20 protein-coding genes are annotated in these 19989 nt (G+C 64.0%); 11 read left to right on the top strand and 9 right to left on the bottom strand.

Translation table 11 applies throughout. The features are described from left to right. Window positions 1-80 precede the first annotated feature (80 nt). The 5 genes from AC56LY_RS12785 to AC56LY_RS12765 all read right to left on the bottom strand — a co-directional run bounded on the left by AC56LY_RS12785 (window position 81) and on the right by AC56LY_RS12765 (window position 4524). Window positions 81-2153 (bottom strand): PAS domain-containing sensor histidine kinase, encoded by a 2073-nt coding sequence (locus AC56LY_RS12785; RefSeq protein WP_499580020.1) that lies wholly within the window; start codon window positions 2151-2153, stop codon window positions 81-83. A 95-nt stretch (window positions 2154-2248) separates the two neighbouring features. Continuing rightward, complete coding sequence (locus AC56LY_RS12780; protein ID WP_499580018.1) at window positions 2249-2812, bottom strand: RDD family protein; 564 nt, start codon at window positions 2810-2812, stop codon at window positions 2249-2251. Further along, window positions 2799-3572: a DUF3106 domain-containing protein gene (locus tag AC56LY_RS12775; protein ID WP_499580014.1), complete on the bottom strand. Its 774-nt coding sequence runs from the start codon at window positions 3570-3572 to the stop codon at window positions 2799-2801. The genes AC56LY_RS12780 and AC56LY_RS12775 overlap by 14 nt, the downstream gene beginning before the upstream one ends. Next, window positions 3569-3955, bottom strand: coding sequence for a DUF3619 family protein (locus AC56LY_RS12770; protein WP_499580012.1), 387 nt, complete (start codon window positions 3953-3955; stop codon window positions 3569-3571). The genes AC56LY_RS12775 and AC56LY_RS12770 overlap by 4 nt, the downstream gene beginning before the upstream one ends. After that, the gene (locus tag AC56LY_RS12765) at window positions 3952-4524 is read right to left on the bottom strand and encodes an RNA polymerase sigma factor (RefSeq protein WP_499580009.1); all 573 of its coding nucleotides are present in this window, start codon (window positions 4522-4524) and stop codon (window positions 3952-3954) included. Before AC56LY_RS12765 ends, AC56LY_RS12770 begins: the two co-directional genes overlap by 4 nt. Window positions 4525-4745: 221 nt before the next feature. Between AC56LY_RS12765 and AC56LY_RS12760 the strand changes: the two genes are divergently transcribed. From AC56LY_RS12760 to AC56LY_RS12745, 4 genes are read left to right on the top strand one after another with little or no spacing between them, the layout of a single operon-like run. Then, the gene (locus tag AC56LY_RS12760) at window positions 4746-5621 is read left to right on the top strand and encodes a TauD/TfdA dioxygenase family protein (protein WP_499580005.1); all 876 of its coding nucleotides are present in this window, start codon (window positions 4746-4748) and stop codon (window positions 5619-5621) included. A gap of 18 nt (window positions 5622-5639) precedes the next feature. Further along, window positions 5640-6644, top strand: a complete 1005-nt coding sequence (locus tag AC56LY_RS12755; RefSeq protein WP_499580002.1) for an ABC transporter substrate-binding protein — start codon at window positions 5640-5642, stop codon at window positions 6642-6644. Window position 6645: 1 nt separating this feature from the next. Beyond that, window positions 6646-7479, top strand: a complete 834-nt coding sequence (locus AC56LY_RS12750) for an ABC transporter ATP-binding protein (protein ID WP_499580000.1) — start codon at window positions 6646-6648, stop codon at window positions 7477-7479. Further along, on the top strand, window positions 7476-8336 hold the full coding sequence (locus tag AC56LY_RS12745; protein WP_499579997.1) for an ABC transporter permease: 861 nt from the start codon (window positions 7476-7478) through the stop codon (window positions 8334-8336). Before AC56LY_RS12750 ends, AC56LY_RS12745 begins: the two co-directional genes overlap by 4 nt. Window positions 8337-8354: 18 nt before the next feature. Here the strand turns inward: AC56LY_RS12745 and AC56LY_RS12740 are convergent, their stop codons facing one another. Both AC56LY_RS12740 and AC56LY_RS12735 read right to left on the bottom strand, forming a co-directional pair. Beyond that, window positions 8355-9692 (bottom strand): chemotaxis protein CheW, encoded by a 1338-nt coding sequence (locus AC56LY_RS12740; RefSeq protein WP_499579994.1) that lies wholly within the window; start codon window positions 9690-9692, stop codon window positions 8355-8357. 3 nt (window positions 9693-9695) lie between these two features. Next, window positions 9696-10994, bottom strand: a complete 1299-nt coding sequence (locus AC56LY_RS12735; protein ID WP_499579992.1) for a methyl-accepting chemotaxis protein — start codon at window positions 10992-10994, stop codon at window positions 9696-9698. Between the two features lie 661 nt (window positions 10995-11655). Here AC56LY_RS12735 and AC56LY_RS12730 point away from each other — a divergent pair. The 4 genes from AC56LY_RS12730 to AC56LY_RS12715 all read left to right on the top strand — a co-directional run bounded on the left by AC56LY_RS12730 (window position 11656) and on the right by AC56LY_RS12715 (window position 15891). After that, window positions 11656-13383, top strand: a complete 1728-nt coding sequence (locus AC56LY_RS12730) for an acetolactate synthase 3 catalytic subunit (protein ID WP_499579989.1) — start codon at window positions 11656-11658, stop codon at window positions 13381-13383. Then, window positions 13384-13875 (top strand): acetolactate synthase small subunit, encoded by a 492-nt coding sequence (ilvN, locus tag AC56LY_RS12725; RefSeq protein ID WP_183555358.1) that lies wholly within the window; start codon window positions 13384-13386, stop codon window positions 13873-13875. It abuts the gene before it with no gap. A gap of 47 nt (window positions 13876-13922) precedes the next feature. Continuing rightward, entirely contained in the window at window positions 13923-14939 is a 1017-nt protein-coding gene (gene ilvC, locus AC56LY_RS12720) for a ketol-acid reductoisomerase (RefSeq protein ID WP_183555357.1), read from the top strand. A 181-nt stretch (window positions 14940-15120) separates the two neighbouring features. Then, a complete protein-coding gene (locus AC56LY_RS12715; protein ID WP_499579987.1) occupies window positions 15121-15891 on the top strand; it encodes an SIMPL domain-containing protein in 771 nt (256 codons plus the stop codon). A 6-nt stretch (window positions 15892-15897) separates the two neighbouring features. Here AC56LY_RS12715 and AC56LY_RS12710 read toward each other — a convergent pair whose 3' ends face one another. Continuing rightward, on the bottom strand, window positions 15898-16872 hold the full coding sequence (locus AC56LY_RS12710) for an IS1595 family transposase (protein ID WP_499579984.1): 975 nt from the start codon (window positions 16870-16872) through the stop codon (window positions 15898-15900). A 234-nt stretch (window positions 16873-17106) separates the two neighbouring features. Here AC56LY_RS12710 and pssA point away from each other — a divergent pair, with 234 nt between their 5' ends. Together pssA and AC56LY_RS12700 are read left to right on the top strand one after the other, a co-directional pair. Next, on the top strand, window positions 17107-17973 hold the full coding sequence (gene pssA / locus AC56LY_RS12705) for a CDP-diacylglycerol--serine O-phosphatidyltransferase (RefSeq protein ID WP_258834937.1): 867 nt from the start codon (window positions 17107-17109) through the stop codon (window positions 17971-17973). Window positions 17974-17992: 19 nt separating this feature from the next. Then, entirely contained in the window at window positions 17993-18883 is an 891-nt protein-coding gene (locus AC56LY_RS12700; protein ID WP_499579976.1) for an alpha/beta hydrolase, read from the top strand. 20 nt (window positions 18884-18903) lie between these two features. Here AC56LY_RS12700 and bamE read toward each other — a convergent pair whose 3' ends face one another. Then, on the bottom strand, window positions 18904-19395 hold the full coding sequence (gene bamE, locus AC56LY_RS12695) for an outer membrane protein assembly factor BamE domain-containing protein (RefSeq protein ID WP_499579974.1): 492 nt from the start codon (window positions 19393-19395) through the stop codon (window positions 18904-18906). Between the two features lie 164 nt (window positions 19396-19559). Here bamE and rpsO point away from each other — a divergent pair, with 164 nt between their 5' ends. After that, window positions 19560-19829 (top strand): 30S ribosomal protein S15, encoded by a 270-nt coding sequence (rpsO, locus tag AC56LY_RS12690; RefSeq protein WP_183555352.1) that lies wholly within the window; start codon window positions 19560-19562, stop codon window positions 19827-19829. Window positions 19830-19989 lie beyond the last annotated feature (160 nt).

Raw genomic sequence — 19989 nt, 5'->3', positions numbered from 1 at the left:
TTCAATGATTGACGAGTTCGTAGACCGTTCAATTATTGGGGTATTTCCGCGACGACGTATTTCGAATTCCGCGTGACAAGTTAACGCTGTTGCAAGCGCAGCGCATCCGTCGCATCGACGGCGCCGGTGACCGTATCCGCAATGGCAAGCCGGACCGTGAACGTGCTACCGCGGCCGATACCGTCGCTGGCGGCGATGACGTCGCCGCCATGCAGGTCGATGATGCTCCTGACCAGCGCCAGTCCGATACCCAGGCCGCCCTGGGCCCGGTCCGGCGAGCGTTCGGCCTGGGTGAACAGGTCGAACATGCGCGGCAACAGCGACGCATCGATGCCGACGCCGTTGTCGCGCACGGTGATGGCCACCGTGTCCGGTTCGCGCGTCACCGTTACCTCGATGCGTCCGCCATGGGATGTGTACTTCGCTGCGTTGTTGAGCAGGTTGGCCAGCACCTGGACCAGGCGGTGCGCGTCGCCGGCAATGTGCGCGCCGGCAGCGTCGCCCGTCATGGTCAAGGTATGGCCGCGCGCCGTGATCAACGGCTGCGACTGCTCGACGGCATTGGCCACGAGCTGCATCGGGTCGAGCAGCGCGCGGTCCAGCTTGATCAGGCCCCGGGTCACGCGCGACACGTCGAGCAAGTCGTCGACCAGCGACGTCATGTGGCGCACCTGGCGGCTGATCACTTCGCTCGAGCGCCGTACCCGTTCTTCGTTCGCGGTGCCGAACTTGAGCATCTCTGCCGCTGCGGAGATCGGTGCCAGCGGGTTGCGCAGTTCGTGCGCCAGCATGGCCAGGAACTCGTCCTTGCGGCGGTCCTGATCCTGTAGCGAACCGTACAGCCGTGCGTTCTCGAAACCGGTGGCCGCGATCGACGCCAGTTGCACGAGGATGGCTTCGTCCTCGTCCGTGAAGTCGCCCTCGAACCGGTCCGACGCCTGGATCAGGCCGATGTTCTTGCCCATGCGGTCGATCAGCGGCACGGCCAGCCAGCCACGCAGCACCGGATGTGCACCGGCATGCTCGCCAAAGCCGCGCCAGGCGGGATGCGCCTCGAGCTGCGCCTGGGTCAGGCGCATGACGCGGTTGTCGCGGCATACCTGCGCGTAGATCCCGGAGCCGTCCGTCCTGGCGTCGTAGCCACGGTAAGCGGCGTACTTGTCCGACAGCGAGACGGCATTGATCGCCTGCGTCCAGCCGCCCGCTTCGGTCAGCGAAACGACCGCCTGGTGGGTCTGCAGGATGTCGCGTACGGCCGTCACCAGCGCCTGCGCGATGTCTTCGGCTGCCAGCACCGTGTGCAGCGTGCGCGCCGCCTGCGCGACCTTGGTCAGCAGGGCGCTGTTGCGTTTTTCGCGTTCGAGCCGCTGGGCCAGTTCGAGCTCGGCCGCGATCATGTCGTGGATGTCGGTGTTGGCGCCGATCCACTCGCGGATCGTGCCGTCGTCCGCCAGGATCGGGATGCCCTTGACCGCCGTCCAGCGGTAGCTGCCGTCGGCACTGCGCAGCCGGTACTTCGTCTCGAACACCGAGCGCGCGGCAACGCAGGCCAGCCACAGGGTCTGGGCCGGTGCGCGGTCATCGGGATGCAAGGCATCGACCCAGCCGAAATCCTTCCACTCGTCGTAGGTCTGGCCGGTATAGGCACGCCAGGACGGCGAGTCTTCCAGCACCCGGCCATCCGGGGTATTCGACCAGACGATCTGCGACGTGGCCATCACGAGCGAGCGAAAGCGCTGTTCGCGCAGGCGCAGCGCACTGTCGGCCGCCATGCGCTCGGTGATGTCCTCGTGCATGAGCATCACTTCGAGGATGTTGCCGGCCTTGTCCTTGATCGGCCGCGCCTTCGCGGTGACCCATCGCTTCGGACCGTGGCCATCGAGCGCGCTGACGTCGTACAGCGCGGCCGGCAATTCAACCCGCTCCCCCTGCAGTGCCCGCGCCAGCAGCGCGGCGATGCCGTTGTCGGCCAGTTGCGGATCGTGCAGCACGTTGTAGTCGCTGAGAACGTAGGCCATCAGCGGCGTGCCTTCGTGGATCTGCCACAGGTTTTCCCATGCCTTGTTGACACGCGTGGTGTGGCCCGATGGCGCGAGGATCTGGATGCTGATTGGCGCCTGTTCGAACAGGGCCTGGAAACGGGTGTCGGGCATGCTTGCTGCTTCTATTTCTGATTCTGAAAACGTGACGTCTGCGGTGGAAAACAAAGCAAGCTCGCGCCGATTGTGACGTCGCGACCCGCATGATGTCACAGCCCGGGCGCTTTGCCCTCGCGTCGTACCGGTTTGGGCAGGCTGATCTGGCGGGTGCCGGCCAGGCGGTCATGCAGGAACTGGCGGTCGCGGTCGAACCAGGCGGTCGCGGCCCAGACCGCAATACCGAGCGCGAGCGCGCTGACGATACCGGCTTTGGCATGCAGCCCGAAAACAGCGCAGACGATCAGCGCGGGCGCGAACCAGCCCCAGGCTGCCAGGTAGCGCACGATGGCGACGCGCCAGGGCAGGCGGGCATGCCCCGGCATCACGAGCTTGATGCGCCAGGTCTTCATCGCCAGCGTGTGGCCGCTGTCGCGCCAGCACCAGGTGAAGTACAGGCCCGTGATCACGAACAGGTACACCTTCAGCCCGTGCTGGAAGGGCGCGTCCTGACGGTTACCGGTCATGAACAGATACAGCAGGACGGCCAGCATCTCGACCGCGAACAGCAGAAAAAATTCGTAGACCATCACGGCCAGGCGCCGCTTGATCGTGGGCGTGCCGGTAAGTGGCGAGGCTGCCTCGGCCACGATGACCGGCGGCTCAGTTGCCTGCATTTGTGGCCTGGGCGGTGCCTGACGGGGTGCCGGGTGTGACGACTGCACCGCCATTGCCGGGTGCCACCGGGGCAGGGGCTGGCGCAACCGGCGGCGTCACGCCGGCAGGCGCTGGTGTCCCGGCAATCGCCGACGGCGCCGCTGCGTCGGGCGTGCCGATCAGCACGCACTCGGCGCCACGGCGCGTGGTGTTCGATGCGCATGGCATTGGCACGACCAGCAGCGGCGTGTCCGGCAGCGCGACCGGCGCACTGTTACGAATGCCGGGCGGCTTGCTGGCCAGCTTGCGCTTTTGTTCGGCCGACAGCTGCTTGTAGTTTTCCCAGTTGGCAGCCTTGTCGCCCTGCGCCAGCTTGTTGGTCTTGCTGAAGTTTTCGCGCGCAAGGTCACGCTGCTTCGGCGTGAGCTTCATCCACTGGCGCATGCGCTCGTGCACGCGTTGCTGCTCGGCCGCGTCCAGCGAGCCGAAGCGGGCCGATACCTCGATCCAGCGGCGCTTGCGCGGGCCTTCCATGCGGTCCCATTCAGATTCGAGTGGTGCCAGCGCCACGCGTTGTGCATTGCTCAGGTCGCGCCACAGCGGCTTGTCTGGGGCCTTGCGCAGCGGGCGCGCGCTGGCGATGGTCTCGGTCGCCACAGGTACGATGGACGGCTTCTCGAAGCGATCGACGATGATCCAGGCCAGCGCAGCAGCGGCCACGACGCCGATGACGATCTTCAGCACGGGAGAGCGCGATGTCGAGACGTTCTTCTTGGTCATTGCTGGCGCTGCTGCGACTCCAGATAGGCGTTGAAACCCGGATCGAGGTAGGCGGTCAGCGGCAATTCGTCGGCCAGCACGGCGGCGTCGATGTCGGCCAGTGCTGCCAGTTGCTGCTGTTGTTCGTGCTGGTAAAAGCCGCCCATGCCAATCACCAGCGCCAGCAGTGGCACGGCAATGGCCAGGCGCGACACGGTCGGCCCGGCAAGGAATGCGCCGACCCCGCGCCAGCCGAAGCCGGCCCGGGCGTCGGGCTTCTTGCGCTTCATGGCGGCAGCGCGTGCAACGGCCAGCCGGTCAACGGTCGAAGCCGGCAAGTGGTCGAGCTGTTCGTCCAGCGCGTGGCGTATCTTGTACGCCAGATTGATGTCGTCGGTATTCATAGTGTGATTCCCTTGGCCTGGAGCGCTGCCGCGAGGGCGTGGGTGGCGCGCGAGCAATGCGTTTTGACGCTGCCCTCCGAGCATCCCATTGCTGCCGCCGTTTCGGCGACGTCCATATCTTGCCAGTAACGCATGAGGAAGGCTTCCCGTTGACGCGTGGGGAGTTTTTGTACTTCGTCATCGATCAGGCGCAAGGTCTGGGCACGCTCGACCTGGTCCGCGCTCGACTCTGCGGCCGCCGAACCCTGCTCGGCTTCGAGTGAGGCAAGTATGTCGAAGTCATCATCGTCGTTTCCCTCGCCCCGCCCGAAGCCGGAGAACAGGCTAACCCAGGTATTGCGCACTTTTTCGCGGCGGAAGTAGTCGAGGATCGTGGTCTGGAGGATGCGCTGGAACAGCATCGGCAGCTCGGCCGCCGGCTTGTCGCCGTATTTCTCGGCGAGCTTGATCATCGCGTCCTGCACGATGTCCAGCGCCGATTCGTCCTTGCGGACTGCATAGACCGCCTGCTTGAACGCGCGCCGTTCGACATTCTGCAGAAAGTCGTTAAGTTCTTTGTCTGTGGCCATGCAGGTTCAGGGGGAGGCGCGCAAGTGGGTCGTGCTTTAGGGAAAACTGTCGCATCCTAGCAAAAAACCACCCGGCCTGCATCGGAATCGCTCAGGGCGGGTTCCCGCCATGCCCGGTGCATGGGACGCGAAAACCGCATGACGATAGCTGAAATCATTCGTTGTTGGTGCCGGTGGGCGTGGCTATCGTAACAACACGATCATTCAGCCATGCCATCGCCATGCCACTCGATTCTGCAAGCCAGTCCTTTGCCATCCATCCCTTCACCGACGCGCCGCTGGGCGCCGAAGTCCTCGGCCTCGACCTGTCGCTGCCGCTGGCCACGTCCGATCTTGCGCGGCTGCACCGCGCGCATCTCGATTATCACGTGCTGGTGTTTCGCGACCAGCACATCACGCCCGCGCAGCAGGTGGACTTCAGCCGCCACTTCGGCGCCCTGCAGATCCACGTACTGCGCAATTTCCAGCTGCCCGAACAGCCGGAGGTGCTCGTTATCTCGAATATCCAGCAGGACGGCAAGCCGGTCGGACTGGGCGACGCCGGTCATTTCTGGCATTCCGACCTGTCGTATAAAGAGACGCCCAGCCTGGGCTCAATGCTGCATGCGCAGGAGTTGCCGGCCGAGGGCGGCGACACGCTGTTCGCCAACCAGCACGCGGCATGGGATGGCTTGCCCGATGACCTCAAACGCGAGGTCGAAGGCCTGCAGGCCGAGCACTGGTACCTGGCGCGCTATGACGAACTGCGCCAGCGCAACCCGTATCGCCCGCAGCTGACGCAGGCGCAGATCGACGAAGTCAGGCCGGTCAGCCACCCGGTCGTGCGCACGCATCCCGAGACGGGCCGGCGCGCGCTGTTCGTCAGCGAGCATTTCACGACCCGCATCCTGGGCGTGTCCGAACAGCGCAGCCGTGAGCTGCTCGACTTGCTGTTTGATTACGGCACCCGCGCCGAGCATGTCTACCGCCATCAATGGCAGCCGCACGACATGGTGTTCTGGGACAACCGTTCGCTGATGCACCTGGCTGGCGGTTGCCCGGACCACCTGCGCCGCAAGCTGTACCGCACGACGATCGAAGGCGACGTGCCTTTCTGACCTCATTCCAGGACACCCATGAATCTCAATAAAAAATTGTTGGCACTGGCTGCAGCGCTGACGCTGGCGCTGCCGTCAACGGCGCAGGCTGAAGGCAAGATCCGCGTGGCCGAGCAGTTCGGTGTTGTGTATCTGCTGCTGAACGTGGCGCAGGACCAGAAGCTCATCGAAAAGCATGGCAGGAAGCAGGGGATCGATGTCGACGTGGACTGGGTCAAGCTGTCGGGCGGCGCGGTCGTCAACGATGCGCTGCTGTCCGGCTCGATCGACGTGGCCGGCGCCGGCGTCGGCCCGTTGATGACGATCTGGGATCGCACGAAGGGGCGCCAGAACGTGCGCGGCATCGCGTCGCTGGGGAGCTTTCCGTATTACCTCGTCAGCACCAATCCGGCCGTGAAGACGATTGCCGACTTCAGCGCGAAGGACCGGATTGCGTTGCCGGCCGTGACGGTGTCGGTGCAGGCGCGCATCCTGCAGATGGCGGCGGCAAAACAGTGGGGCCTGGCCGAGTTCAAGAAGCTCGATCCGCTCACGCAGACGGTGCCGCATCCGGATGCGGCCGCTGCCCTCATCGCCGGCAAGACCGAGCTCAACGGGCACTTCGCCGCGCCGCCGTTCCAGCAACTCGAGCTGGCCGGTAATCCCAATGCGCACGTCGTGCTCGACTCGTACCAGGTGCTGGGCGGGCCGTCGTCGGCCACGGTGCTGTATGCCACCGAGAAGTACGTGAAAGACAATCCGAAGACCTACCGCGCCTTCATCGATGCGCTGGCCGAGGCGGCCCAGTATATTGCGGCCAATCCCGAAGGCGCGGCCGATGCCTATCTGCGCGTGAACAAGGGCAGCGTCGACCGGGCGCTGCTGCTCAAGGTCATCAAGGATCCGAAGACGCAGTTCGGCGTGGCGCCGCAAAACACGCTGGGCCTGGCGCAGTTTCTGCACCAGGTCGGTGCCATCAGGAACAAGCCGGCGTCGTGGCGCGATTACTTCTTCGCGCATCCGGCCATCGCCAACGGAAGCTGATATGCGCGCCATTGTCCCCTTCAACCTGGTGCCGCCGGAACCGCTGCTGCGCGCCCAACATGTCACGCTGGAATACGCCAGCGAGCGCGGCGTCGTGCGCGCGACCGACGACGTGAGCTTCGACGTCTACCGGGGCGACCGCTTCGTGCTGCTGGGGCCGTCGGGCTGCGGCAAGTCGACGCTGCTCAAAGCCATCGGCGGCTTCATCGCGCCGCGCGCGGGCAGCCTGCACCTTGGCGGCAAGCCCGTCACGGGGCCGGGCCCGGACCGCATCGTCGTATTCCAGGAATTCGATCAACTGCCGCCATGGAAGACGGTGAAGCAGAACGTCCTGTTCCCGATGCTGGCCGGTGGCGTTGCGCGGGCCGAGGCCGAGGTGCGCGCCCGCCACTGGCTCGGCAAGGTCGGGCTGGCGCGGTTTGCCGATGCCTATCCGCACACGCTGTCGGGCGGCATGAAGGCACGGGTGGCGATTGCCCGCGCGCTGGCGATGCAGCCGGCCGTGCTGCTGATGGACGAGCCGTTTGCCGCGCTCGATGCGCTGACCCGGCGCAGCATGCAGGAAGAGCTGCAGGCGCTTTGGGACGAGATCGGCTTCACGATGCTGTTCGTGACCCACTCGATCGAAGAGGCGCTGGTGGTGGGCAACCGCATCCTGCTACTGTCGCCGCACCCGGGGCGCGTGCGCGCCGAACTCAATAGTCATCAGTTCAGCCTGGCCAGTGCGGGCAGCCACGAGTTCCAGGCCGCCACGCAGCGTATCCACGCGCTGTTGTTCGGCGCTGATGCTGAGGCGCCCGCCGTTCAACCACAACCCGCGCAGGCGCAACCATGAGTGCCGTGCACGAACCGCCGGTCCGGCCCGAATACGTCGCGCCGCAGCGTGCAGCGCCGGCGCCCGCCGTGGTCAACACTGGGCCGGTCAACCGCTGGGGCTGGTTGAGCAAGCCCGCGATCCTGCTGGCGCTGGTCATCCTGTGGGAGTTGCTGGCACGCTGGGTCGACAATGATCTGCTGTTGCCGGGCGCGCTGCAGACGGCGCGCGCTTTCATCGATGGCATCGCGTCGGGCGAGCTGATCGGTTATGTGATGGTGTCGCTGGCCATCCTCGTGCAGGGATTCCTGTTGGGTGTGGCGATCGCGTTCCTGCTGATCTGGCTGGCCGTGTCGAACCGTTTTGGACGCGAGTTGATCGACACCCTGACGTCGATGTTCAATCCGCTCCCGGCCATTGCGCTGCTGCCGCTGGCGCTGCTGTGGTTCGGCCTGGGCAAGGGCAGCCTGCTGATGGTGCTGGTTCATTCGGTCGTGTGGCCGCTGACGCTCAATGCCAGCGCGGGCTTTCGCGCCGTACCCGAAACGCTGCGCATGGCCGGGCGTAACTATGGCCTGGGCGGCTTGCGCATGGTGCTGCAAATCCTGGTGCCGGCGGCGCTGCCGTCGATCCTGTCGGGCCTGAAGATCGGCTGGGCCTTTGCCTGGCGCACGCTGATCGCGGCGGAGCTGGTCTTTGGCAGCACGTCGGGGCAGGGCGGCCTGGGCTGGTACATCTTCCAGAACCGCAACGAGCTGTTCACCGATAAAGTGTTCGCGGGCCTGGCCACGGTGATCATGATTGGCCTGGCGATCGAGCGCTGCGTGTTTCGGACGCTGGAGCACGTGACAGTGCGGCGCTGGGGCATGCAACGCTGAAGTGCAAGGTGGCCGGGGTCAGTTCGCCGCTTGCAGCGCGCTTAGAGTCGCAATGCGATACGTGGCTTCCTGTCCGCCATCGTCTGTCGTGATGAACTCTGTGCCGTTGGCACCCATGTTGAACATGCGACCGGCCCCGGCCGGAATCAGCGACTGCACGCGGCGCACGACGTGACCGGCCAGCCCGTGCGCACCCTGCGCCACCAGCACCGTGCCATCCGTGCCATCCGCGCCGGGTGCCTCCCCACGCAGGTCGATCAGCGGGATCGCCGCCCCCTGCCAGGCCATGGTGGCGCTGAGCGGTAGGTCCAGCGGCACGATCTGTTCGATTGCGGAGAGCGGCAGCGCCTGCAGGCCGGCGGCATCGAACACGATATAGGCTTCGGCATTGCTGGTGCCCGCACCGACGCTGGCGGATGCAATGGACGTGACGCTGTCGCCGCGCGCCAGGGCCGCCTCGGGATGCCGCGCCAGCAAACGCGTGACGTCGACCAGCAGCACCGTGGCACCGCTGGCGTCGATGACATTTTCGCCAAGCCCGTCCGTGCTGGGTACGCCGGGACCAAATTCCTCGAGCCGCAGCACGGCCTGCACCGGCACACCCAGCGCCAGGTCGGCATGTTGCAGCACGGCGAGCAGTGGCGCAGCAGCGACGCGCGTGTCGGCGCCAGGTGCCTGGAACAACGCGGTGCTGGCAATCAGCGCAAGCTGGCTGTCGTGCCAGCAGCACCAGGCGCTGCTGCCGATATGCGTCAGCGGCGGCAAGGCAAGCACTTCGGCCAGCGCGGCCGGTGGCACGCCGATCAGACCGTGGCCGGTGTCGAGCAGCGCATAACAGGTGCACGGCAGCGTGTCGGCCACGGGCAGTGCTGCAGACGCAGCGGCCGTGGCGGCCGTCGGGGCCGTGCTCCAGCACTGTGCCAGATCGGCCAGCCGGGTCACTTCCAGCAGGCTCAGAAGCACGCCGTTCCCGGCCGGCACGGCGCTGTGGAACACGTCGTCCGGGTCGTCGCCGTGATGCAGGCGCTGCAGCGCCGCTGCCTCGACCTCGACCAGCTCCTCGAGCGCATCGACGCGCAGGCCGACGGTACGGTCACCGTCGCGCAGCAACAGCAGTTGCGGGACGGCCCCCGCCGGCGCTGCGCCGACGTCGAGCCAGCGCGCCAGGTCGACCACCGGCACGGCCATGCCTTCGTGGTCGACCATGCCGAGCAGGGCGTGGGTGCGCAGGGGCAGGCGACTGAACGTCTCTGGCAACGGCAGCGCCTGGAGCACGGCCTCGATCCGTATGCCGATCCCGACTTCGCCGATCCGGATGCGCGCCAGCGTCAGCTGCGCGCTGCAGGTGGCCGGCATGGCCTAGCGCTCTCGCGCTACGGCCTCGAGCTCTGCCAGCAGGCGCGAAGCGTCGCGGGTGGAGTCGGCCTGGTGGTGGGTGGCGCTGCCGATGCCGGCTATCGAACTGCTGGTGGCGACCGATTCGAGGATGCGCTCGAACGCATCTTCCACATCGCCGGCCAGGCGGGTGCCTTCGTCGACGCGGCTGACCGTCTCGTTGATCAGCTTGGAAATCTCGCGTGCCGCCAGGGCCGACTTTTCGGCCAGCTTGCGCACCTCGTTGGCCACCACTGAAAAGCCGCGCCCATGCTCGCCCGCGCGCGCCGCCTCGATCGCAGCATTGAAGGCGAGTAAATGGGTCTGGCCGGCGATGCTGGTGATGGTGTCGATGATTTCGCGCACGTCGCCGGACGAGGTCTGGATGGCTTGCATGGCGCCCTTGGAGCGTTCCAGCAAGCGGCTGCCGCTGGCCGCACCGTCCTGGGTACGCGCCGCCATCGCGGCGGACTCGCGCGCGCCGTCGGCGATCGTGGTGATCGAGCGGCCCAGGCCGTCGAGAGCCGTACCGATGGCGTCGATCTTGGCGCTCACCAGTTCTTCGCGCCGCACCTGGGCCGTCACGTCCATCGCGAACTTGACGACCTTGTACGGTTTACCGGTGGCATCGAGGATTGGATTGTAGGTGGCCTGGATCCAGATGTCGGCGTCGTGCTTGCCACGGCGCTGGAAGCGTCCAGCCTGGAACCGGCCCTGGCCCAGGTCGGCCCAGAAGTGCCGGTATTCGGCGCTTTTGGCCAGTTCCGGGTCGCAGAACATGGTGTGATGGCGCCCGACGATCTCGTCTGCGGTATAGCCCATCGTGCGCAAAAAATTTTCGTTGGCAGACAAGACGTTGCCGCGCATATCGAATTCGATCACCGCCTGCGAGCGTCCGATCGCATCGAGCTTGCCGCGCGACTCGGCTGCCAGCAGCTTCTGCTCGGTGATGTCGGTGGCGAACTTGACCACCTTGACCGGCTTGCCATCGGCGTCGAAGATCGGGCTGTAGGTGGCCTGGATCCAGACCGGCGTGCCGTCGCTGCGGATGCGCTTGAATTCGCCGCTATGGAACTCGCCCTTGGCCAGGCTGTGCCAGAACATCTGGTATTCAGGCGAGCGCTGGTAGGCGGGCTCGCAGAACATCGCATGCTGGCGCCCGATGACCTGATCCTGCTCGTAACCGAGGGTGAGCAGGAAATTGCGGTTGGCGTGCAGGATGCGGCCTTCGAGATCGAACTCGATTACCGCCTGTGCGCGGTCGATGGCCGTCATCGCGGCCATGGCCATTTCCTGGAGAGTTTCGTTGAGCGCTTGCATAGCTGAATCCGGGGCAGAAGGTGGGTAAAAAACCGTACTTACGATGAAATCATCTTAAGCGGTTTTTTCTTCGAAGTATGATTTCCATGTAGCAATAAGACGTATTCTAATGCGGTGCACCCTATTTACAACACGCGCACTCTACGTGCACCAAAAACGAGCGGGTCAGATCCCGCGCGCTGCGCCGCAGTGCGGTGCTTGCCTCCAGCGCTTACCCGGCAGGCGCGCCCTGCCTGCTATTTGCGCCAACAAAGGTCTCATCTTGTCGAAAGACAAAGCTTGACCAGAATGGTGCGGCGCGGTATGGTGTTCCTCACGCTTTGCACCCTCAAAGCATCAACGTCATGCGGGAGTCGCCCACAACGCCCCGTCCGCCATGGCACGCTTTCATTTGTAGGCAGTTTGCTCCGACCCGTGCCACAAGCGCGAGAGATGCGTCCAACCGCTACAAACACTCAAGCCTAACGAGTTGCGCCCAGCGTCAATGCGTACGGTCCCTACGGCGACCCGAACCATCGACGTGCACGCAGAAAGAAGTGGAGCCTGAGGGTTGTAAGCGCAGCACGCATATCGCCAGGAACGAGCATCCGATCAATCAACCCTATGGGTTTTGAAAGGAATGGTTATGAGTTTCGATCCAACAGTCCCCATCACGGGCGCTGAAATCGTTGTCCGTTGTCTGGCAGAAGAGGGCGTCAAGCACGTTTTCGGTTATCCGGGCGGCGCGGTTCTGTATATCTACGACGCGATCTTCCAGCAAGATAAATTCCAGCACGTTCTCGTTCGCCACGAACAAGCCGCGGTGCATGCCGCCGATGCCTATTCGCGCAGCTCGAACACCGTGGGCGTCGCTCTCGTCACGTCCGGTCCGGGCGTCACCAATGCCGTTACCGGCCTGTCGACCGCCTATATGGATTCGATTCCGATGGTCGTGATTTCGGGCCAGGTGCCGAGTCACGCGATCGGCCAGGATGCGTTCCAGGAATGCGACACCGTCGGCATCACCCGCCCGGTGGTCAAGCACAATTTCCTGGTCAAGGACGTGCGTGATCTGGCGTCGACGATCAAGAAAGCCTTCTTCATCGCCCGTACCGGCCGGCCCGGTCCGGTGCTGGTCGATATCCCGAAGGACATCACGGTCAACAAATGCCTGTTCGAGTACCCGCGCGAGATCGAGATGCGCTCGTACCGTCCGGTCGACAAGGGCCATGCCGGCCAGATCCGCAAAGCGGTCGCGCTGCTGCAGAATGCCGAGCGGCCGATGATCTATGCGGGCGGCGGCGTCATCCTGGCCAATGCCTCGAACGAGCTCAACCGCATGGTCGAGACCACCGGCTTTCCGATCACGAACACGCTGATGGGCCTGGGCGGATCGCGTTCGTCCGATCCGCACTTCGTCGGCATGCCGGGCATGCACGGCACCTATGAAGCGAACATGGCAATGCAGCACTGCGACGTGTTGATCGCCATCGGCGCGCGCTTCGACGACCGCGTGATCGGCAACCCGAAGCATTTCGCCTCGCATCCGCGCAAGATCATCCATATCGACATCGATCCGTCGTCGATTTCCAAGCGCGTGAAAGTGGATATTCCGATTGTCGGCAACGTCAAGGACGTGCTGATCGAACTGCTCTCGCAGCTCGACGCCGGCAATGGCCACGCCAATGCGCCTGCGCTGCAAAGCTGGTGGAAGCAGATCGCCGAATGGCGTGGCCGCGACTGCCTGGCATATGCAAGCTCCGACACGCTGATCAAGCCGCAGTCCGTGATCCAGCAGCTGCACAAGGTCACCGGTGGCGACGCGTTCATCACGTCCGACGTCGGCCAGCACCAGATGTGGGCCGCGCAGTACTACCCGTTCGACAAGCCGCGCCGCTGGATCAATTCCGGTGGCCTGGGCACGATGGGTGTGGGCCTGCCGTTCGCGATGGGCGTGCAGATGGCCAATCCGGACGCCACCGTGGCCTGTGTCACCGGCGAAGGCTCGATCCAGATGTGCATCCAGGAGCTTGCCACCTGCAAGCAATACCACCTGACGCCGAAGATCATTCTGCTCAACAACCGCTTCCTGGGCATGGTCCGCCAGTGGCAGCAGATCGATTACGGCTCGCGCTATTCCGAGTCATACATGGATTCGCTGCCCGACTTCGAAAAGCTGGCCGAGGCCTATGGTCACGTCGGCATGAAGATCGAGAAACCGGGCGATGTCGACGGCGCGTTGCGCGATGCATTCGCCATGAAAGACCGGCTGGTGTTCATGAACTTCATTACCGACCAGAGTGAAAACGTGTGGCCGATGGTCAAGGCGGGCCGCGGCCTGAACGAAATGCTGCTTGGCTCGGAGGACCTGTAAATGCGCCATATTATTTCTGTCCTGCTGGAGAACGAAGCCGGTGCACTGTCGCGCGTGGTTGGCCTGTTCTCGGCGCGCGGCTACAACATCGAAACGCTGACCGTCGCGCCGACCGAAGACGCGACGCTGTCGCGCATGACGATTGTCACGTCCGGCTCGGATGACATCATCGAGCAGATCACGAAGCACCTGAACCGCCTGATCGAGGTGGTGAAGGTGGTCGACCTGACCGAAGGCCAGCACATCGAGCGCGAGCTCATGCTGATCAAGGTGCGGGCGGTTGGCAAGGAGCGCGAAGAAATGAAGCGCACCGCCGATATTTTCCGTGGCCGCGTCATCGACGTCACCGAAAAGACCTACACGATCGAGCTGACCGGCGCCAAATCGAAGCTGGACGCCTTCATCGACGCCATCGACCGCGCCTCGATCCTCGAGACGGTGCGCACCGGTGGTTCGGGCATCGGCCGCGGCGAACGCATTCTGAAAGTTTGAGCGACGCTCAACATCACACAATTCAAATCAAATAACAGGATAAAAAAATGAACGTTTTCTACGACAAGGACTGCGACCTCTCCCTCATCAAGGGCAAGAACGTTGCCATCATCGGTTACGGCTCGCAAGGCCACGCGCACGCACAGAATCTGAGCGAATCAGGCGTCAATGTCACCGTCGGCCTGCGTCGCGGCGGCGCCTCGTGGGGCAAGGTCGAGCAAGCCGGCCTGAAAGTGGCGGAAGTCGATGAAGCAGTGAAAAACGCCGACGTCATCATGATCCTGCTGCCGGACGAAAACATCGCCGAAGTCTACAAGCAGAATATCGAGCCGAACGCCAAGCAGGGCGCCGTGCTGGCCTTCGCCCACGGCTTCAACGTGCACTACGGCCAGGTCGTCCCACGCGCCGACCTCGACGTGATCATGGTCGCGCCGAAAGCGCCGGGCCATACGGTGCGCGGCACCTACACGCAAGGTGGCGGCGTGCCGCACCTGATCGCCGTGTACCAGGACAAATCGGGCGCTGCCCGCGATATCGCCATGTCGTACGCGATGGCCAACGGTGGCGGCCGCGCTGGCATCATCGAAACCAACTTCCGCGAAGAAACCGAGACCGACCTGTTCGGCGAGCAGGCCGTGCTGTGCGGCGGCGCGGTCGAACTGATCAAGGCGGGCTTCGAGACGCTGACCGAAGCCGGTTACGCGCCGGAGATGGCGTACTTCGAGTGCCTGCACGAACTCAAGCTGATCGTCGACCTGATCTATGAAGGCGGCATCGCCAACATGAACTACTCGATCTCCAACAACGCGGAATACGGCGAATACGTGACCGGCCCGCGCGTCGTGACCGAAGACACCAAGAATGCGATGCGCCAGTGCCTGAAGGACATCCAGACCGGCGAATACGCCAAGAGCTTCATCCTGGAAAACAAGGCTGGCGCACCGACCTTGATCTCGCGTCGTCGCCTGACCGCCGAGCATCCGATCGAAGAAGTCGGCGCGAAGCTGCGCGCGATGATGCCGTGGATTGCGAAGAACAAGCTGGTGGATCAGTCGAAGAATTAATGTCGATGTAGTGGACAGGAACGGCGCCTTCGGGCGCCGTTTTTCATGGGGCGCCGGTTGTTACAAAGCACGTCAAAAGCTACTCATTTGCAACTGTCCATTACAAAGTACCGATGTTTTCCCTGTGCAAGGTATCGTATAACCAAGTCGGACATACGTCGCAACTCACAGGAGAACAACAATGGCATTCACCAAATCCCTCGTCGCTGCCGCCCTCGTGCTGGCCTTCAGCGCTGCCCAGGCGCAGACCGCGCCGTCGACCGCGACCACCGGCACCATGGTCATCGTTCCGGCCTTCGGCGAAGTCAAGCATGTCAATGACGAAGCGACGATCACGTTCGCCGTCGAAGAGCACGACAAGGACAAGAACGCCGCCGCCGACCGCGTCAACCGCAAGATGAAAGAGGGCACCGAGATCGTGCGCCGAGCCGATCCGAAAGCCGAACTGAAAACCCAGGGCTATTACACGTACCCGGTGTACCCGGAAGTGCAGCCACAGCCGGTCGGCCGCGTGGTCGCGCCGGTCAAGCCGGTGCCGATCGCCTGGCGCGTTGGCCAGTACCTGGAAGTCAAGACCACGAATCTGGCCGCGCTGCCGAAAACGGCCGCCGCCGCGCAGAAGGTCCTGCAGATCAATAACATCAACTTCGGCCTGACCCCGGCGACCGAGAAGCGCCTCGACGACCAGCGCATCGCTGCGACGTACCAGAACCTGAACGAGCGCATCGTCTCGATCGCCAAGGCGATGGGCCGTCAGCCTGGCGACGCCGTGCTCGATACGGTCGACTTCGAGGGCTCGGGCAATTATGCGGGCGACGCCCAGGCCGCGCCGGCCATGATGATGCGTTCGAGCGCCAAGCGCGAGATGGATGATGGCATGGCTGAACCGAGCTTCGAACCAGGCGAAACCACGCTGCAGATGCGCCTGGTGGGCAAGGTCAAGTTCAAATAGGCGCAGTCAGCGTTGTCTGTTGATGACGCCGATTGCGATGCAAAACAATTGTTCTGCCGAACTGACCCGCCCGCCATCCAGTGCCCAGCGCCACCCCAGGTAATTGGGCAGGTAGCGCGATGCCACCCCGCGAAAGCCCAGTAGCCAGGCCTTGAAGCGCCCGTGGTAGGCGTTCACGTTTTGTACGTGGATGGCGCGGCTACCCGAATGCCTGACGCGCACGCCGGCGCGCAGATTGACTGTCTCGTGCGCAATCCTGTGCTTGCGTGCAAAGGCCCGGTACGCGGCGTGGCTGTCGCTGACCAGGAGCGCCTGCGGATCGAGGCTGGGCAGCAAATCGCGTTCGAGTTGCGCGGCTGTCAGTGCGCCACGGCCAGTGACGGCATCGATGGTGCGGCCATTCCGGTCGCGCGCCACCAGGATGCAATCGAGATGGCGGGAAATGCCACGCTTGGGCGCGCAGCCGCCCCGTCGGCGTGGCGGGCGGTCGAGCGTGCGTGATCCTTTTTGCGATTCGAGCAGGAATGTCTCATCGGCCTCCACGATGCCGTTGAGCGATGCAGGCCGGTCGAGCTTGACCCATTTGAGAAAGCGGTGGCGCCATCGGAAAGCCGTGTTGCGGTGCACGCCGACCTGGTCTGCGCCCTTGCGCACGGACAGTGAATCGAGCAGCACCTGTGAATACGCGAGCCATTTGGCCTTGTGCCTGAGCCGCGCCAATGGCGTGCCGCTCAGGTCGTTGAATGTGCGGCCACAGGCGCAGCAGCGAAAGCGCTGCAGGTCGTTGGCGAACCCGTGCCGATTGCAGCGTTCGTTGCCACAGCTGGGGCAGCAGCGCGCTGGCGCTCTTGCCTGCGCGATCAGTGCGACCACCTGAGCGAGGCCAGCTGCGGGATGCAGGGCGTCGAGCACTTGCCGGCGCTGTGGCGGATTCAGCGCTGACAACCTGGCAAACCAGTTCTTGAAACGGGGCGCTTTCATGGGCGATTCCTGATGCTGGCGACAGGCGTTGGACCACGAAATCGCTCATCAGTTCATGGCTCGGCTCTATTTAACGTTGACTGCGCCTTCAAATAGGCGCCATCCGGCACGGTCGTGTTCAAGTAGGCGACATGCAATTGCCAGCCGGGTTAGCGTAGTGTTTCGCTAACACGGGTCCCGCCTCTATAATGGGTGGGAACAGTCGCTCGGCGGCTCACTTGAATACGATTGCTTATGCCAACTTTTCCACGAAGAAGAAAGCCAGGGACCCCGCCCAAGGGTCCACGATTCTCCCGCCTGAAAAAGCGTTTCGCGCCCCGTACGCAAGGACGGGCTGCCGGTGAGCGCAGCCGCGGCATCTACCTGCTGCCCAATGCCTTCACCACGGCCGCGCTGTTCTGTGGGTTCTACGCCATCGTCATGGCAATGAATCAGCGTTTCGACCAGGCGTGCTGGGCCGTGTTCATCGCGATGATCCTCGACGGCCTGGACGGGCGCATCGCGCGCCTCACCAATACCCAGAGTGAATTCGGCGCGCAATACGACAGCCTCGCCGACATGGTCTCGTTCGGCGCTGCACCGGCGCTGGTGATGTACGAATGGTCGCTCAACGGCCTTGGCAAGGTCGGCTGGGTCGCGGCCTTCATCTACTGCGCCTGCGCCGCCTTGCGCCTTGCACGCTTCAATACCAATATCGAAGTGGTCGACAAGCGTTTCTTCCAGGGCTTGCCCAGCCCGGCTGCAGCGGCGCTCGTGATCGGCTTTATCATGATGATGATCGATCCCGATATCAGCGTCATCCCGCGCAAGGTTGAGTGGGTGTCGTGGGGCATTACGGTCTTCGCCGGCCTGACGATGGTGTCGAACGTGCCGTTCTACAGCTTCAAGGACATCAACTTCCGCAAGTCGGTGCCATTCATCGCGGTGTTCCTGATCGCGCTGGTGCTGGCGCTGCTGGCAATCGATCCGCCCAAGGTCCTGTGGCCGATCTTCGTGATCTACGGCCTGTCGGGTTACGCCGTGTATGTGTGGCAGCGTGCGAAGGGCAAGCGGGTCAGCATTATCCCGCTCGACGACGCCGACGACGACCTCCATCGCTGATCACCGGGCGCCCGCAACCATGAGAGCTCCTTACTTCGCGGCCTGCGCCGCCACCGTCCTGCTCCTGTCGGGGCTGCTTGCTGCCTGCTCACCGCTGTCGCTGGTCAATGCGGTCTCGCCGAGCGGCGCCACGCGCACGGTGGCCTCGGCCGCCTACGGCACCAATCCGCGCCACGTGCTGGATATCTACCGGCCCGAAAACTGGACCGGCCCGGCGCCCGTCATCGTGTTCTACTACGGTGGCAACTGGGTCGACGGCGAGCGCGCCGACTATGCCTTCGTCGGCCGCGCACTGGCGGCGCGTGGTTTCGTGGTGGTCATTCCCGACTATCGCCTGTATCCGCAGGTGCGCTATCCCGACTTCCTGACCGACAGCGCCGAAGCACTGGCCTGGACATCGCGCCGGATCAAGGCATATGGCGGCGATCCGAAGCGCATCTATGCGATGGGCCACAGTGCCGGCGCCTACAACGCCGCGATGCTGGCACTCGACCCGCGCTGGCTGCGCGCGCAGGGCACGGCCCCGAGCATCCTGCGTGGCTGGATCGGCATGGCCGGTCCCTACAACTTCCTGCCCGTGGAAAATGAAACGACGCGCCCGGTGTTCCTGTACCCGAATACGCCGCGCGATTCGCAGCCGATCAACCACGTGACGGTCAATGCGCCGCCCGCGCTGTTGATCGCGGCGCGTAACGATTCGACGGTCGATCCCGAGCGCAACACGGGCGCGCTGGCGGACCGGCTGCGCGCGACGGGTGTGCCGGTGCGTGAGGTCAGCTTCACCGGCGTGAACCATGTCACGCTGCTCGCAACGCTATCGAGCTCGCTGCGCCGCCTGGCGCCGTCGCTCGATGCGATCGAAGACTTCGTGCACAGCGACGGCGGGCGCAAGCTGCCGCCGGCGCGCTAAGCCGCCTCATACCGCAGCCCCTACCAGGAGCTGCGGTCTCTTGGCTCGTACATCGGGTCCGGCCCGTTCATCATCTGGCGCACGACGCCTCCCTCGTCGAAGTGCACGTGCATCAGCGAGTTCCAGACGCCAGCCTCCTTGTAGCGGTACGACCAGACCTCGTAGTTCTGCATCGCCACGCGCGAGCGTTCGGCAGGGCGTCCGATCGTGCGCAAGACCTGCTCCTTGGTGGCCTGGTCGACCTTGAGCGTGGCGAACTTTTCACCCGTCAGCACCTGCTCGTAGGCCGTCAGGCGGCCATCGGGCCCGATGCGTGCCATCCACGTGTACTGGCCCATCGGCCCCGTCGCGTACTCGAGCGAGCGCGCCGCGCCATCGCCGTCGACATAGACGGACGTCGGCTTGCCGAGCTTGGCCTGGACCACATCGGCTGTTTCGCCGGGCAGCGGGGCAGGGCGCGTGGCGCACGCCGCCAGCAGCAGCGTGGCGGCCAGCGTTGTTATTTTCATCATTGGGTGCATTATTTTGTCCTTTACATGGCGGCAGGGCGGGCAAATGCTGGTGGGCACCCGCGTTTTGCACTATACTTGCCGGTCTGTCCGAATCCGGGCAGGCATTTTAATCAATCACGGTGCGCTGGGTTGCGACTCTTGCACCGCATGTGAAAGGTAACATCATGACCGTAGAAACTCTGAACAAAGCCGCGATTATCGCGGACAACGCACGCGGCGAAAAAGACACCGGTTCGCCAGAAGTGCAAGTTGCACTGCTGACCGCACGCATCAACGACCTGAACGGCCACTTCAAGGCCCACCAGAAAGATCACCACTCGCGTCGTGGTCTGATCATGATGGTCAACCGTCGTAAGAGCCTGCTGTCGTACCTGAAGAACAAGGATCTGAACCGTTACCGCGACCTGATCGCCAAACTGGGCCTGCGTAAGTAATTCGTTTGCGCCAGACGGTTTAAGTCTGAAGATGCCTGCGCCAGTTCTCTGTCGCGGGCATTTTTCGTTTTTGAGCGGTTTGTTTGTTGTTGCAAGGCTGTTCTGCTCGTGAACGGCCCGTGGTGAGAGGTGAACGACAGCACCTGAAAATCTGTCGGCA

Source organism: Telluria sp. ZT3P25, assembly GCF_059685895.1.
This window is presented reverse-complemented; position numbering and strand designations above follow the sequence as displayed.